General features: G+C 66.1%; 14 protein-coding genes, 1 tRNA gene and 1 other RNA gene. 2 read left to right on the top strand and 14 right to left on the bottom strand.

Translation table 11 applies throughout. From position 1 onward, the window contains the following. Positions 1 to 9 precede the first annotated feature (9 nt). From J2X34_RS16675 to fes, 12 genes are all read right to left on the bottom strand, one after another. Entirely contained in the window at positions 10 to 942 is a 933-nt protein-coding gene (locus J2X34_RS16675) for a ketopantoate reductase family protein (RefSeq protein WP_429518649.1), read from the bottom strand. A gap of 8 nt (positions 943 to 950) precedes the next feature. Beyond that, on the bottom strand, positions 951 to 2117 hold the full coding sequence (locus tag J2X34_RS16670; RefSeq protein ID WP_114721318.1) for an enolase C-terminal domain-like protein: 1167 nt from the start codon (positions 2115 to 2117) through the stop codon (positions 951 to 953). 19 nt (positions 2118 to 2136) lie between these two features. Further along, positions 2137 to 2868, bottom strand: a complete 732-nt coding sequence (locus J2X34_RS16665; RefSeq protein WP_114721320.1) for a GntR family transcriptional regulator — start codon at positions 2866 to 2868, stop codon at positions 2137 to 2139. Between the two features lie 24 nt (positions 2869 to 2892). After that, positions 2893 to 4416 (bottom strand): AMP-binding protein, encoded by a 1524-nt coding sequence (locus J2X34_RS16660; RefSeq protein ID WP_181818750.1) that lies wholly within the window; start codon positions 4414 to 4416, stop codon positions 2893 to 2895. A 68-nt stretch (positions 4417 to 4484) separates the two neighbouring features. Then, positions 4485 to 6011: a class I adenylate-forming enzyme family protein gene (locus tag J2X34_RS16655; protein WP_429518469.1), complete on the bottom strand. Its 1527-nt coding sequence runs from the start codon at positions 6009 to 6011 to the stop codon at positions 4485 to 4487. Continuing rightward, the gene (locus tag J2X34_RS16650; RefSeq protein ID WP_429518467.1) at positions 6011 to 7126 is read right to left on the bottom strand and encodes an ABC transporter permease subunit; all 1116 of its coding nucleotides are present in this window, start codon (positions 7124 to 7126) and stop codon (positions 6011 to 6013) included. Before J2X34_RS16650 ends, J2X34_RS16655 begins: the two co-directional genes overlap by 1 nt. A 7-nt stretch (positions 7127 to 7133) precedes the next feature. Then, on the bottom strand, positions 7134 to 8012 hold the full coding sequence (locus J2X34_RS16645; protein WP_429518647.1) for a branched-chain amino acid ABC transporter permease: 879 nt from the start codon (positions 8010 to 8012) through the stop codon (positions 7134 to 7136). A gap of 4 nt (positions 8013 to 8016) precedes the next feature. Further along, positions 8017 to 8829, bottom strand: a complete 813-nt coding sequence (locus J2X34_RS16640) for an ABC transporter ATP-binding protein (protein ID WP_429518465.1) — start codon at positions 8827 to 8829, stop codon at positions 8017 to 8019. Next, positions 8822 to 9595 (bottom strand): ABC transporter ATP-binding protein, encoded by a 774-nt coding sequence (locus J2X34_RS16635; RefSeq protein ID WP_429518463.1) that lies wholly within the window; start codon positions 9593 to 9595, stop codon positions 8822 to 8824. Before J2X34_RS16635 ends, J2X34_RS16640 begins: the two co-directional genes overlap by 8 nt. Before the next feature lie 22 nt (positions 9596 to 9617). Continuing rightward, positions 9618 to 10880: an ABC transporter substrate-binding protein gene (locus tag J2X34_RS16630; RefSeq protein ID WP_429518461.1), complete on the bottom strand. Its 1263-nt coding sequence runs from the start codon at positions 10878 to 10880 to the stop codon at positions 9618 to 9620. Beyond that, entirely contained in the window at positions 10795 to 11232 is a 438-nt protein-coding gene (locus tag J2X34_RS16625; RefSeq protein WP_181818751.1) for a DoxX family protein, read from the bottom strand. Before J2X34_RS16625 ends, J2X34_RS16630 begins: the two co-directional genes overlap by 86 nt. Before the next feature lie 353 nt (positions 11233 to 11585). After that, positions 11586 to 12743 (bottom strand): enterochelin esterase, encoded by a 1158-nt coding sequence (gene fes / locus J2X34_RS16620; RefSeq protein ID WP_429518459.1) that lies wholly within the window; start codon positions 12741 to 12743, stop codon positions 11586 to 11588. A 72-nt stretch (positions 12744 to 12815) separates the two neighbouring features. Between fes and fepB the strand changes: the two genes are divergently transcribed. Next, positions 12816 to 13847 carry a Fe2+-enterobactin ABC transporter substrate-binding protein gene (fepB, locus tag J2X34_RS16615; RefSeq protein WP_429518457.1) on the top strand — a complete coding sequence of 344 codons (1032 nt, stop codon included), beginning with the start codon at positions 12816 to 12818 and terminating at the stop codon, positions 13845 to 13847. A gap of 67 nt (positions 13848 to 13914) precedes the next feature. On the opposite strand, the gene J2X34_RS16610 is transcribed toward fepB, so the two are convergent. Further along, positions 13915 to 15207 carry an aminotransferase class I/II-fold pyridoxal phosphate-dependent enzyme gene (locus tag J2X34_RS16610; protein ID WP_429518455.1) on the bottom strand — a complete coding sequence of 431 codons (1293 nt, stop codon included), beginning with the start codon at positions 15205 to 15207 and terminating at the stop codon, positions 13915 to 13917. Between the two features lie 41 nt (positions 15208 to 15248). Continuing rightward, positions 15249 to 15343: signal recognition particle sRNA small type (ffs, locus tag J2X34_RS16605), an RNA gene on the bottom strand. Positions 15344 to 15438: 95 nt separating this feature from the next. Here ffs and J2X34_RS16600 point away from each other — a divergent pair. Next, positions 15439 to 15526, top strand: a tRNA-Ser gene (locus J2X34_RS16600). Positions 15527 to 15629: the final 103 nt, after the last annotated feature.

Below are 15629 nucleotides of genomic sequence, written 5' to 3'. Positions count from 1 at the left end.
GGACCGGGATCAGCGGTTCGGGCGTCCCCCGAAGCCGGCCTCGCGGGTCCGCACGAGCGCCGTCAGCGTCGCATTGACCGGAGCAAGACGGCCCACTTTGGCGGCCTCCCGGGGAACGGCACCGTTGATCACCGCGATCTCGCCGACCCTCCCCGCCTCGTGATCGAGTAACGCCGACGGCTTCGCCGCGGGCATCTGGGCCCCGAAGTCGCGCACGAACGCGACCGGATCGTCCACGTCGACGGCAATTCCGCGGGCCTTGGCGATCTCCCACGCCTCGGTTGCGGCCGCCCGGCTCACCGGGCCCATCTCCTCGTGGTCGAGGACTTCCCCCACCGTGAGTCCGGTCAGCGCGCACGGGGCGCTGTAGGCGACGTTGCAGATCAGCTTCTCCCACTGCATGGCGGCGATGTCGTCGACCGCGCGGGCGTCGAACCCGGCCGTTCGCCAGGCCTCGGCGACCCGGTCCACTGCGCTGAACGCGAGATCGGCGTAGGAGCCGAAGCGCATCGCCCGCATCGCGTTGTGGTGCACCCGACCGGGGGCGACCAGTGACGCACCGAAACCGCTGGCGATGCCCACCGCGAGCCGGTCCGCCCCCACGTGCCGGGCGACCTCGTCGGCCGAGCCCAAGCCGTTCTGAATCGTGAGCACCACGGTGTCGGCGCCGATCAGCCCGCCGAGAGTGGCTGCGGCGCTGGAGACATCGGCGGCCTTCACCGCCAACACGACGAGGTCGACAACCTCGTGTGGGGTCGTCGGGAATGCACGGATCGATGCCACCCGATCCCCGTCCGGACCCGAGATCTGCAGGCCCGAGGTTGCGATGGCATGGACGTGATCAGCCCAGGAGTCCACCACCAGCACGTCGTGGCCGGCGGCCGACAGCCGGCCTGCGTATACCGAGCCCATCGCGCCGCAGCCCACCACGGCGATACGCAGTTGCACAGTCATGCCACCAACCCCGCAACCTTCTCCGCCAATCCCATCTTCGCCTCCAGTCCGAACCCGGGGTGGTCGGCCGGCCGTATGAGACCGTCGGCCAGGGAACAGTCGGCGCTGTAACCGCCGAACGGCTGAAACACACCCGGATAGGCCTCGCAGCCACCCAGACCAAGCCCGACGACGATGTGCAGATTCACCAGGTGCCCGCCGTGCGGCATCGCGGCGGTCCGGTCGAAACCGTGCTGTTCCATGAGCGTGATCATCCGCGCGTACTCGGTCAGCCCGTAGCTCAGACCCGCATCCATCTGGAGGATGTCGCGGTCCGACCGCAATCCACCGAAGCGCAGGAGATTGCCGACGTCCTGTGTGGAGAAGAGGTTCTCGCCGGTCGCGATCACGCCGTCGTACGCCTCGCTGAGTTCGCCGTACAGGGCAAAGTCGAGCGGATCGACCGCCTCCTCGTACCAGCGCAGGCCGTACGGCGCGAGCGCCTCGGCGTATTCCAGGGCCTGCCTGCGGTCGAAGCGGCCGTTCGCGTCGACCGCCAGGTGCTGTCCGCTCCCGGTGACCTCGATGGCAGCTTCGATTCGGCGCAGGTCCTCGTCGAGCGGCAGACCGCCGATCTTGATCTTGACGGCCGGGTATCCGGCCGCGAGGTAGCCTGCGATCTCCGCGCGCAGCCGACCGAGGTCGTCGACGTCCTGGTAGTAGCCACCGGCCGCATACACCGGCGCCCCCGCCGCCAGCGGTGTCCGCTCGTAGGCACGCGCGATCGTCTGGTAGGCCGGTTCGTCGTGATACTTGGCGAGCAGGTCCCAGAGGGCCAACTCGATCGCACTCGCCGCCGCAGCGCGGTCTCCGTGGCCGCCGGGCTTCTCGTCGGTGAGCGCGCACCGCAGAACCCGGGCGGGATCCAGCAGCCCGGTAGCGGGCGACAGGAGCGTGTCCGGGTCCGCGTCGAGCACCCGCGGGATCATCCGCTCACGCAGGATGCCGCCCTGGGAGTGCCGTCCGATCGAGTTGAAGGCGACACCCACCAACGGCCGCCCGTTGCGCACGGTGTCGGTGAAAACGGCGACAAGGGAGACCTTGTGCCGGTCGAAGCTGACTACCGCGTTCGAGATGGCCCCGACCAGCGGCACATCGATTTCGCGGATCTCGGTGATCCTCACTTTTCCTCCATGACTCTTCTCAACGCTGCCTCTGCATCGGCACGTTGAAATCGAAGCGATCGCCCGGGTGGATCGACACGGTCACCTGGGCCACTGCTCCCGAACTCTCGACATATCTGCGGGTGATTTCGAGGCACGGCGAACCGGCCTCGGCCTTCAGTTGCGCGGCAAGGCCCTTCGGCAGGGCGCACGCGCGAATGCGTTGCTCGACACGATCGGTCAGCCGCCCGGTACACCGCTCCACGATCTCGTTGATCAGACCATCCGGACGCTCGAGGCGGTCCCCGACGATAGCGGCGACCTCGGGGTCGAGGTACACGTCGGTGTGGCACACCGGGAGTTCCTCACCCAACTCGCCGAGCCGCAGCATGCGGATCAGGGTCCACGCGTCGCCGGCGTGGCCGCCGATCCGGTCGGCGAGGGCCTGGTCGGCGACCACCTCGTCCCGGGACAACACCAGCCGCCGGGTCTCGACGGAGTACTGCACCAGGTCGTTCATGTTCGTAACGGTGCGCATATATCCGCTGGTGGGCTGCGCCGACTCCACAAGCGTCCCGATCTTGCGCCGCCGCGACACCATGCCCAGACGCTCCAGGGAATCCAACGCCGAGCGGACTGTGGCTCGTGACACCGCGTAGCTGTCGGCGAGATTCACCTCGGTCGGCAACTTCGATCCCACCGGGTAGGACCCGTCCTCGATCCGCTGGGACAGTGACCGCGCCACCTCCTCATACCGGGCAACCACAGTCATCCCCCTCCATCCCTCCCAGAACACTCATGCGATCCCTCGCCCGCGCCCCTCCCAGAATGGCCTGCGCAGCTCACGCTTGAGGAGCTTGCCGCTGGGGTTGCGCGGAAGTTCCGGCACCACGTCGACCGTGGTCGGACACTTGTAGTGCGCCAGACGCTCCCGGCAGTAGGCGATCAGCTCGTCCACGTCCGTGGCGGCGCCGGACTGCACCACCACGGCCTTGACAGTCTCGCCCCAGCGCTCGTGCGGTACGCCGATGACGGCGGCGTCGCGCACGCCGGGATGGGACATGAGCACATTCTCCACTTCCACCGGATACACGTTCTCACCACCTGTGATGATCATGTCCTTGACCCGGTCACAGAGGAACAGGTAGCCGTCCTCGTCGAGGTAGCCCGCGTCACCGGTCCGGAACCAGCCATCGGGGCGCAGCACCGCGGCCAGTTCGTCCGGCTGGTTGCGGTAGCCCGTCAGGAGCATCTCACTGCGCGTCCAGACCTCACCGGTGGTCCGCACCGGAGCGCGTTCCTCGGTGACGGGATCGAAGACGCCCATCTCGACACCGGACACGGGCCGGCCGGCCGAAGCGAGCCGCTCACCTCCGCTGCGATGATCGTCGGCGTCGAGAGTGGTGATCGGCCCGCAGGTTTCGGTCATGCCGTAGCCCTGCATCAGGTCACAGTCGAAGACCTCCTGCGCGACCGCTGCGACGGTGGGCGACATCGGCGACCCTCCGTAGATCAGGGTGCGCAGCCCCTTGTACGTCGACTTCCGGGCGTCCTCGTGCCCGACCAACATCTGCACAACCGCCGGCACGGTCAGGGCGTGGTTGACCCGTCCACCAGCGAGGACGCGCAACACCAACTCCGGGCGGACTTCCAGGACGTGGTGCGAGCCGGCACCCAGCCCCAAACAGTAGAAGGTCCATCCCGTTCCGGAGATGTGGAAGTTCGGAGCCGGCACCATCACGACGTCCCCGGGGTGGATCTGCCACGGTGGACCGGAGGCGAGGTTGGCAGCTATGGCCCGATTGGACAACTGCACGCCCTTCGGGCGGCCCGACGTTCCCGAGGTGTAGACAACGAGCGCGACGTCATCCGGATCCGCTTGCGGCTCTACGGGGTCCGCCGACCACTGCGCCAGCCACAGTTCGAAGTCCTGGGGCGGTGCGCCCGGGACGAGGAGCCGGGGACGGCCGTCCTCGGGCACCGGGTGCCCCATCAGCGGCATGAATTCCGCCTCGACCACGATCGCATCCAGGCCCGCGTCCGCGACGATCTCTTGCATTTCCCGGTGACTCAGCCGCCAATTGAGCGGCACCGCAAAGGCTCTCGTCAGCGAGGCCGCAGCCAGCACCTCGCCCCAGGTCACGGCATTCTTGCCGGCGAATCCGACACCGCGCCCTCCGATGCCCTCTGGCCGCAGACCCGCGAAACCGGTGGCGAGCCGGCTGCTGCGCCGGTACCACTCGGCAAAGGTGCGTTCGGCCACGCCCTCGACGGCGATGCCGGGTGAGTCCGGCCGTTCCTGCGACCAGTGCTGAAGCATCCGTCCGATCGAACGGTGGTGGTTGTGCATGTTCACTCAATCCTCTCGTACCCCTGGCCAGGGGTCGTTCACGCGGGCCCGAATGCGAGGCGTTCACGCAGCTCGACCTTGCGCACCTTGCCCAGGGCGTTGCGCGGCAGTTCCGCGATGCGCTCGATCGAGGACGGGCACTTGAAACCGGCCAGCCGCTCCCGGCAGTGGCGGGCGAGCTCGCTTTCGTCCGGATCCACGCCCGGGGCGCAGACGACGAACGCCACCGGGGTCTCGCCCCACTTCGGATGCGGCCGTGCCACGACGGCGACCTCGACCACGGCGGGATGATCGAGCAGCGCGCGCTCGATCTCGGCGGGATAGACGTTCTCGCCGCCGCTGATGATCATGTCCTTGGAGCGCCCGACGATATAGAGGAAACTGTCCTCGTCGAGCACCGCCATATCACCCGTTCGGTACCAGCCGTCGTCGGTGAAGGCCGCCCGCGTCTCCTCGGGATTGTGCCAATACTCGCGGATGATGTTCTCACTGCGAACCCACAGCTCGCCGGGTTCGCCGAACGGCTGCGGGTCCCCGGAGAGACCGGCAATACGCGCCTCCCAGCCCTGCGAGATTCGGCCCGCGGAACCGAGTCGGGTGCTGCCGGGAACATGATCCTCCGGTCGCAGGACGGTCAGGAATCCCTGAAGTTCTGTACTGCCGTAGATCTGCCGGAATCGCCGGCACACGACACGTACGGCCCGCTCCAGCAAATCGGAGTCGATCGGCGCGGCACCGTACTGCACCTCGCGCAGGCTCGACAGGTCCTCCCCCTGTCGCGCTCCCTCCATCGCGTCTACGAGCATCTCGATGATGGTCGGGGCTGCGGTGAAAAACTGGATGCGGTCCCGCACGATCGTGTCGATGACGCGGTCGATCTGAACTCCGTCGTGAATGAAAAGCGTTCCCCCGGTGAGGAAGCACTGCATCGCCTGGGCGAAACCCGCTAGATGGAACAGCGGCATCATCACCAGGTGCCGGCTGCCCCGCTGCTGGTCGCCGATGTCGATCGCGAACCCCGCGAGCCCGCGGATGAGGGAGCCGTGGTCGAGCGGGATCACCTTGGGCAACCCGGTGGTGCCGCTGGTGTGCATGAGGAAGGCCACCTGATCGCTGCGCAGCCGCTCCCGCGGGTACGGCGCGGGCGGACCGACGACACTGTCGGCCTCGATCCAGCCGTCGCCGCCCTGTCCGGCTGCCACGCGCACGAGGTCGCCGCGGTGACCGACAACGGACCGGCACGCCTCGTCGGCGAAGATGCCGACGGGGTTGGTGACGTCGAGCAGCCGATCGATCTCGTGCGCGGTCATTCGCCAGTTGACGAGCAGCGGAAGTGCTCCGAGCCGGATGAGACCGAGTGTCTGGACGAGGAATTCGGCGCTGTTGTGGGCGAGTACCGCGACGACATCCTCCGACTGGACACCGAGGGCGTACCAACTCGCGGCAGCCTCCTCCACGCGATCCCGGAGGTTACGATAGGTCAACTGCTCACCGTCGTCGCTCACCGCGAGGGTGTCCGGATCGGACGTGGCACGCCAGTCGAGAACGTGCAGCCACGTATACATCAGACGGTCTCCTTCTCGTGCTCGGGCTCCAGCGCCGGGTCCGGTTCGGGTTGGGGCACCGGGTCCTGCTTCGGCTCAGGCGCCGGGCGGGAGCGGCGTTGCGGCCCGACCATCCACCCCAGGACCCGGTCGAGCCCGCCGCGGGCGAACATGATGACGAGAATCAGCAGGCCGCAGTAGACGAAGACGCTCATCACGTTGGCGTCGATGCCACCCTGGCCCACGGGAACAAGGAACGGGATGTTGCCCGCGAACTGCCCGAGCAGTCGGGGCAGGACCGTGACGAACACGGCACCGGCGATGGCACCGCGCAAGCTGCCGAGACCGCCGATGATGATGATCACCAAGTAATCAGTGGAAAGCGTGAACCCGAACGCCTGTGGGGTAATGAACTGAATGGTGACGGCGAGGAACACGCCGGCAATGCCCGCGTACACCGAGGCGACGAAGAAGGCCCCGGCCTTGTACCGGCCCACGTTGACCCCCATGGATGCGGCCGCCACTTCGCTCTCGCGCACCATCGACAGGGCCAGTCCGGGCCTGGCCTGCACGATCCGGCGGGCAGCAATATAGGTGACCACTACCAGGACGATTCCGAGCAGCCATAGTTTTTCCACTGCACCGAAGGGCACGCCCAATATGTGCCACGGCTCGCTGTCACCGAAGTTCAAGCCCAAGATATCGAATTCCGGTACCGCCCGGCCGATATAGCCACCGCTGAATTGCTCGACCTCGTTGAGGAAGTGGACCCAGATGAACACCAACCCGATGGTGACGACCGCCAAGTAGAGTCCGGTCACCCGACTCGAGAGCGGGCTGAGCAGCAGGCCACCGATCCCCGCGGCAAGAACTGCCCCGACAGCAGCAACAACGGGTGGCAGACCCAGGCCCCACACGTTCTCACCCGACGGGCTCGCCAGGATGACGTATCCATACGCTCCGATGCCGACAAAGACTGCATGGGCCAACGAAATCTGACCGGCGACGCCCACGAGCATCGTCAAGCCCATCGCAGCGATCGCTGCAGCCATGGCCAGACCGCCGACCTGCAACCAGAATTCAGTGACGAAGTACGGTGCGACAACCAGCGCTACCAGGAGTCCGGCTACGAGCAAACGTCCTCTAGACACGGGCCACCTGCTTCGAACTGAACAGACCCTCGGACCTCACCAGCAAAACAACCAACAGCAGTATCCACGCGCTGATACCGGACAGGTTGTGCGCCCATCCGCCCAATGCGCTCTCGTAGGTCGCCGCGAATGCTTCCGTCAGGCCGAGCATCATGCCACCGACCAAAGCGCCGCCGACCGATCCCAGACCACCGATCACTGCGGCTGGAAAGGCGCGAAACGCCGTGTCCGCCAAGGAAGATGAAACACCCGCGGCCGGGAAGGAAGCAAGGAACAATCCGGCGAGAACAGCCAGCGCACCACCGATGGCCCAGCTGGTCCAGGACACCCGCGACAGACGCACACCCATCAGCTTGGCGACCTCTGCGTCCTGGCTGCCCACGCGCATCGCCAGGCCCCAGTTGGTGAATCGGAACAGGAGCAGAAACACGACGATGGCGGTTACCGCAACCCCGAGCGCAATGAGCCGCGACGCCGGCATGGTGATCATCCCGAATTCGACTATCCGGTCCCCGACCGGATCGTTGAGGGCCCACGACTCCGAACCGAGACGACGGCTGACTTCGGTGACGATCAGCAAGTTCACACCGAGAGTCAGGATCGTCAGCGTCACATGATCCTGAGTCCGGGACTGCCGAATGAAAACAACATCAATGATGATCGCTACCAACGCACCCGCCGCGAGTCCGGCCAGCACACCCACCAGATAGCCATGCGATTCACTGACCAGCGCCGCCACGAAGACACCCGAGAGCAGGAACCCACCGTGGGCGAAATTGAGGATTCCGGTGGCCCGGTAAATGACCACGAATCCGAGGGCCATCACGGCATACAGCGCACCGAGTGACAGTCCCCCAGCCAAGGCATTCACAAAGTTATCCACGAGAAGTCCTCTCCAATTCGTAGGGCGTCGCGTCCGTACCGAGGTACGCGGCGATGACAGCAGGGTCCCGTTGCACGACGTCAGGTGCGCCGTCGGCAATCACCCTGCCGGACTGCAAGACCGTGACGTGGTCGGAGAGAGTGAGCACCAACTCCATGTCGTGCTCGACGAGGAGCACAGTGAGGCCGAAGCGGTCTCGGCACTCCCGGATCTGCTCACCTAGAGCACGTGATTCGGCGTCGTTCATGCCCGCAACCGGCTCGTCGAGCAACAGCAGCGACGGCTCCGCACACAGGGCGCGCGCGATCTCCACTTTCTTGCGGATGCCATACGGTAGTGGCCCGACAGGCTGGTCGAGGTACTCCTCGATACCCAGCGCCTCCGCCATTATCTGAACTACTCGCTCGTCCTCGGCTCGCTCACGGCGAGCCGACGGCAGAGCCAATGCCGCGGCGAGCATCCCAGTGCGGGTCCGATGGTGACGCCCGACCCGAAGTGTGTCCGCGACGGTGAGGTGCGGTGGGAGCACCAGGTTCTGGAAGGTACGAGCAATTCCGTGGGTGACGATCTCGTGTTGCGGCAGAGTATCGAGCCGCTCATCACCGAGACGGACCTCGCCCGACGCCAGCGGGTACAACGCGGTGAGAGCGTTGAAACACGTCGACTTCCCGGCTCCATTCGGACCGATCAATGCATGAATGGTGCCGCGCTTGATAGCGAACGAGACATTGTCCAGTGCCAGGACACCGCCGAACCGAACCGTCAAGCCCTCGGCCGTGAGAAGATTCCCGTCTATTTCAGACATCGTGCCCTTCCCCTGTCATGGCCGACACGGCGGAACCGTGAGCGGCAGTCTTGCCGAGTGTGAGTTCGAGGAGCATGTCGGAGTCGATCAGTTCCGCCGCAGGCCCTTCGGCTGCCATGGTCCCGCCGTTCAGGACATACGCATGGTGTGCGACGGACAGAGCGAGCCTGGTGTTCTGTTCGACCAGAAGGACACTCGTCCCGTCCGCGTTCACATGTGTGATCGTCTCCATGATCTGCTGAGCGATGAGCGGCGCCAGACCCAACGACGGCTCATCCATGAGCAGTACCTTCGGCTCGCTCATCAGAGCCCGTCCGATCGCGAGCATCTGCTGCTCCCCGCCGGACAGCAAGCCGGCGGTTTGCCCCGACCTATCCACCAGGATCGGGAAGAGCTCGCGTACTCGGCTCAAGCTGGCCGCCACGCGGGACCGAGAGCGCACCGACAGTGCGCCGGCCATGAGATTTTCCTGGACGGTCAGTTGCGCGAAGATTCGACGTCCTTCCGGCACCTGGACGATGCCGTGCCGAACGATCTTGTCGGCCTTGCTCCGGTTGAGATCCAGACCCTCGCCGCGAATGGTCCCGGCGACCACGTGTCCACCCTGGGCCCCTAGTAGTCCCGAGAGTGCCCGCAGGAGTGTGGTTTTTCCGGCACCGTTGTTTCCGATCAGCGCTACGATCTGCCCGTCATCGACGCGCAGATTCACGTCATGGAGAACCTTGGCGGTTCCGTAACTCACTGCAAGGGAATCGACTTCGATCATCGTGAGCCTCCCTGCCCTGCAATCACTTGGTGTAGCCCTTGCCGGCCGCGTACTTGACCGCGGCGTCACTGGCTGCGGGGTCCTGCACAATTACTGTGCCACCCTTGGCATTCGGATCGGGCTTGATGATGAAGGAGGACAGCGAGGGAGCCTTGCCCGGAGTGGAGTAATCGAGATCGACAGCAAGCCCGGCGGTGGAGATGGCGCCCATCTTGCTCATCGCAGCAGTAATGCCCTTCGGGGTGAGATCCTTGTCCTTGCAGGCCTGGCTCAAGCCCTTTTCGAGCAACTGCGCCATCAAATAGCCGGAGGCGGCGGGCGACGTGGCGGGCCGGTCGCCGTACTGAGCCGTCCAGGCAGACAAGAGTTCTTGTACCGGTGCCGCATTCGAGCTGAACGGTGCGTTGTTGGATGTCAGGACGACATGATCGGCAAGCGCATCGCGTGCCGGTCCTGCCAGGTCGCCACTGGACAGCAGATTCGTGGACTGAATGACCACGTCATACCCGCTGGCCTTCGCCACAGAAGCCGCCGAAACAGTTTGTGCAGCTGCGGTTCCCATAACAATCGCCTTTGCACCCGCTTGCCGCAAGGTGTTGACCTGCGCGGTCGCGTCCGTCGCCGTGCTGTCGATCTTTGTGTTCTCCACCTTCAGGCCGAACTGCTCAGCCGCACCGGCGACACCGTTTGCAACCGCCGCTCCGATACCGTTCGGATACGCGATGACACCGATCGTGTCGCCTTCCTTCAGGACCCCCTGCTTCACCAGGTAGGCCACGCCGTTCACGGCCTCCACGTCGTACGGCGAACCCGGCATGAATGCCTCATGCACGGCCAGCAGCACGGGGTCGAAAGAGCCGGCCATGACGCCCAGTCCGTCCTGAGCGAGCTTTGGCCCGAGAGTCACCGCATCCGTGCCAGGAGACAGATTCACGATCGCGGCGATGTCCGAACGCAGCGACGTGTACTGCGTCATGGTCTCCTGGGTGTTGTACTTGTTGTCGCGCGACTCGATCCGCAGCTGACGATCACACACGCCACCGTTCTTGTTGACCTTGTCGAACCACAGCTGGATGCCGGCAACGCCATCTTGACCGAGGCCACCGATCGGACCGCTCAGCGGCACCAGCGATCCGACAGTGATCGCATCGGCGGTGACACCGATACCTGCCTTCAGGTCGCCACTTGCTGCCTGGCTGTCAGAGTCGGTCGCCTTCGAGGAGCAGCCGGCAATGGCGAGTGCGATCACGAGCGTTGGGCCTAGGACCTTGAGCTTGTTCTTCATTCGTTCTCCATGGCAGTTGGTACGGGTTGGATAGAGCGCGAGCGGGAGCCGGGTGCGCACGAAGGAGAAGCCGCAACCGGGGCCCAGACGGGGAAACGAAGGCCGAGGAGGACCGCACCGGCCACCGGAGCAGCGCGCCGACGATCAACAGCAACGACCCGCGAATCTCGGCGATCGACGCGATCAGCACCATCGGTCGACCCGGAGAGTGGCCCAAACGATCGAACACTGCTGCGGTGCTTGACAGTCCGACCCTGCCGAGCCATCCGAAGGACTTCTGGGCGGCATGTCCGATGATCGACAGACCCCGCGACGAGACGGAGCAGGAAGGGTCCGACGTCCGCCGGTCCACCGGCGTCCACCACGAGTGCCTGCACGACACGCCTCCCCGTCCTCAACATGTAAATCTAAACTCAGGTTTAGATATAAGCGTGACTCGCATCACAAGTCAAGGTGCGGACCAAAGAATTCTTCGATTTCCTCGAAATCCGCAGGACAAACGTCGATTCCCGAGCACTCATCACACGCAGATAGGTACGGACCAAACTCCCGACAGGCGCAACGGCCAGATCGGTGGAGTCAGTCTCGAGTGCGGTCTGGAGACGCCGTCGCAGACGGCACCCGTAACGAGCGACCCAGCACCACCCGGGGGGAGGAACGTCCCGGAGGTGCCTCGGCCAGCTCCCTCGCCAGACCCCGAGGAGCTCAGACGGCGCGGCCCAGCAGCGCCGCCACCCCCGCGACCAGCAGCTCGCGCCACTGAATGTAGTCGTGGCCGCCGCAGAAATCCCGGTAGTCCACCTCGAACCCCTTGGCCCGCAGCAGGTCCCGCACCTCTCGGTTTTCTTCGATCAGTCGGGGTTCGAGCACCCCAGCCGCCATCCAGAAACGTGACTTGCTCACGTCCAGATCCGCGAGCCGTGCCTGCACCGAGCGTCCCCGCATGTCGGGTCGCGGCCACCAGAACGATCCGGACAGGCTGATCGCCCCGCCGAAATCGTCGGGTGCGTGCAGCGTTGCGAACGTGGCCGCCAGGCCGCCGTAGCTCGAACCGCCGACCAGCACCGACTCCGGATCGCCCGTCGCCTGCCACCGCTCGCGCAGGTACGGCAGCAGGTCGCCGGTGAGGGCATCGAGAAACTCGGTGCTGCAAGGAAGTTCCCTGGAGCGCAGTCCGGGCTCGATGCTGTCGATCATCACGACGAGCGGCACCCGGTAGCCGCGCTCAGCGAGTCGGTCGAGCGCGGGGGCGATGGGAATCTCGACGGCGGTCACCCGGCCGTCGAACAGCACCAGCACCGGACGGTCGCGATCCGCGATCCCCGCGGGTTCGTAGATCCAGATACTGCGGCGCACCCCCGCGAGGATCCGCGACTCCTCCGTCAGCACGCCACGCACCGGCGCATCGGACGCCCACCAGCGTTGCGTGGGGGCACCCGGCATCACCGCCTCCGAGCGCGCCGGCAGCCCCATCGACGAGACTGGCGGACGCGGGTTCTCCTCGTCCGTGACGAGTCCGGCGATCACGGCCCGCCACCACTCCCACTCCGTCTGCCCCTCGGCGGGACCGGTGATCGGCTCCACCCGGGGCAGGAATCCGTAGCCGCCCCGCCATCTCTCCGGAACCTCGAGTGACAGCGTCCACAGATCACTCCCCGGAACCCGTTGGAGCGCATTGCGTTCGGGCCGCCGCCGGTCGGTGATGCCGTTGGCCTCCAGATAGACGTGGCGAACCGGAGATCCTGCCGGCGCCCGCCACACGAACGTCGCGGTCACGAATCCGCGCGGCCCCGGATCGATCAACGGCCCGCCTTCGGCGCGCAGACGTCGCGCCAGGCCGTCGACCGACGTGACGTTCGACATAGGTACCCCTTACTTAGGTGATGCTGCCCTAAAAGTAGGGTCTCATCGTACCCACCCTCAGGAGGAACCCCCTTGTCCCCAACCACGCTTCACCGCCGATCCGTCGGCACCCGGATCGCGGTCGTTCTCGGCGCCCTCGCGATCGGCGTCACGACCGTCGCGTGCTCGTCCGACGACGAATCCGCAGACGCTGCTGCCGCCGCCACCGCCCAGTCCGGCGAGTGGCCGCGCACCGTCGAGACCGCCAAGGGCCCGGTCACGCTCGACGCAGAGCCGCAGCGCATCGTGTCCACGAGCGTCACGCTCACCGGATCGCTGCTGTCGCTCGACGCGCCGCTGATCGGCACCGCCGCGCAGCCCAAGAGCACCGTCACCAACGATCAGGGCCTGTTCACGCAATGGGCCGACGTCGCCGCCGACCGCGACGTCGAGGTCCTCTACCAGGGCCAGCCGAACGTCGAGAAGATCACCGCGGCGGCGCCCGACCTCATCGTCGTCTCCACGAGCGGCGCCGACTCGGCCGCGCAGCAGGTCGACGTCCTGTCCAAGATCGCCCCGACCCTGCTGTTCGACTACTCCGACAAGTCGTGGCAGGAACTGACCACGCAGCTGGCCGCCGCGGTCGGCAAGGAGGACCGAGCGAAGGAACGGATCGCCGAGTTCGACGCCAAGGTGGACGAGGCGAAGAACACCATCGCTCCCGCGCTGCAGGCCGGCGCCGCGCCGGTGAACATTCTCACCTACAACAACCCCGAGGATTCGCGCATCTTCACGACCGAGTCGGCGCAGGGACGGCTCGCCACGCGCCTCGGCCTCACCCTGGCGACGCTGCCCACCGAGATCACCGGCGCCGGCGCGGAAGCAGGCCGATCCGACATCGTCGCCGTGAACGCCGAGAACCTGCCGCTCGCACTGACCGGCGCGACGACCTTCATCATCAACGCGCAGCAGCCGGGTGCCGACCGGATGAAGGCCGACCCGACACTCGCCGCCGTCCCGTCGGTGCAGCGCGGTGCCGTGTACCCGCTGGACTACGACAGCTTCCGCCTGGACTACTACAGCGCGAACAACGTCGTCGACCGCATCGTCGCCGCACTCTCCTAGCCCCGCGAACCCCTGAACGGGAGTGGCCGGTCACCTCGAGGTGACCGGCCACTGTCGTGTTCGACGGTTAGTGCTTGGTGAGCGCGTGCTCCGCGGCCGCAAGCAGGACGCAGGTCGCGACGCCGTCCATCGCCTTCGTGAGCTCGTCCATCGACGGGAAGCTCGGGGCGAGGCGGATGTTCTTGTCATCGGGGTCCTGCTTGTACGGGAAGGCGGAGCCGGCGGCGGTGAGCGCGATGCCGGCATCCTTCGCGAGCGCGATGACACGCTTCGCGGTGCCGTCGACCACGTCGAGGCTGATGAAGTAGCCGCCCTTGGGCTCGGTCCACGACGCGACCTTCGACGCGCCCAACCGATCGTCGAGGATCTCGAGAACCTTCGCGAACTTCGGGGCCAGGATCTCGCGATGCTTGGCCATGTGCGCGCGAACGCCATCGGCATCGCCGAAGAAGCGCAGGTGGCGCAGCTGGTTGATCTTGTCCGGGCCGATGCTCTTCTTACCCAGATGCTGCTGGTACCAGGCCAGGTTGGCATCGGAGCCGCCGAAGAAGCTCACACCCGCGCCGGCGAAGGTGATCTTCGACGTGGACGCGAACACGAGCGGACGGTTCGGGTTGCCGGCCCCTGCCGCCATACCGAGGATGTCGAGCGCCGGGGCGCACTCCTCGACGAGCGGGTGCACGGCGTACGCGTTGTCCCAGTAGATGCGGAAGTCGGGGGCCGCGGTCGGCATCGACGCGAGCGCGCGGGCCACATCCTCCGAGTACACGGCGCCGGTCGGGTTGGAGTACGTGGGAACGCACCAGATGCCCTTGATCTGCGGATCCGCAGCGACCAGTTCCGCGACCCGCGTCATGTCGGGGCCGTCGTCGCGCATCGGGATCGCGATCATCTCGATGCCGTACGACTCGGTGATCGCGAAGTGCCGGTCGTAACCCGGTGCGGGGCACAGGAACTTGATCGCCGACTCCTGCGACCACGGCCGCGGGGAATCGGGGGTGCCGTGCAGCAGCGAGAACACGATCGTGTCGTGCATGATCTCGAGACTCGCGTTGTTGCCGGCCATGAGGTTCGCCGTCGGGATGCCGAGCAGTTCGCCGAAGATGGCGCGCAGTTCCGGCAGGCCCGTCAGGCCGCCGTAGTTGCGGCAGTCGGTGCCGTCGCTGTCGCGGAAGTCACCGTCACCCGGCAGGGAGAGTAGGCGCTCCGACAGGTCCAACTGCTCGGGTGCCGGCTTGCCGCGCGTGAGATCGAGCTTCAGCTTCTCTGCCTTGAGCTGCTCGTACTTCGCGTTCTGACGCTCGAGTTCGGCGCGAAGTTCATCATGGCTCATCAACCCGATTTGGGTTTGTACAGGCATGCGGGCGGCCTTTCACCGACACGACCGGTCGGGGACGGGAAGATAGGGGACCCCGCGCACCCGGCAGAGCCCGTTGACCCTTGCTGCCTTCCGGCCCTGGGGGAGTTCACAGGATGCGCGCCGCGCGGGATCCGTCTACGAGTGTAACCAGATCCACCGATCGCGCAGTGACGCACCCCTCCCTCGGGCCCGTTTGGCATTCCGACCCCTCGAACCGGTATGCTCCCCAACGGAGGATTCGCCTAGTGGCCTATGGCGCTCGCCTGGAACGCGGGTTGGGTTAACGCCCTCAGGGGTTCAAATCCCCTATCCTCCGCCACGGGAAGCCCCCGGTGACTCAGTCACCGGGGGCTCTTCTCTTTCCTCACCTGCCGACGACAGGTCACATGCAGGGCCATACGTCCCACCAGGCAGACGGCGAA

Source organism: Rhodococcus sp. BE178 (assembly GCF_050433545.1).
Classification (GTDB): Bacteria; Actinomycetota; Actinomycetes; order Mycobacteriales; family Mycobacteriaceae; genus Prescottella.
Note: the sequence above shows the minus strand (reverse complement) of the source record. Positions and strands in the feature narration are given on the sequence as shown.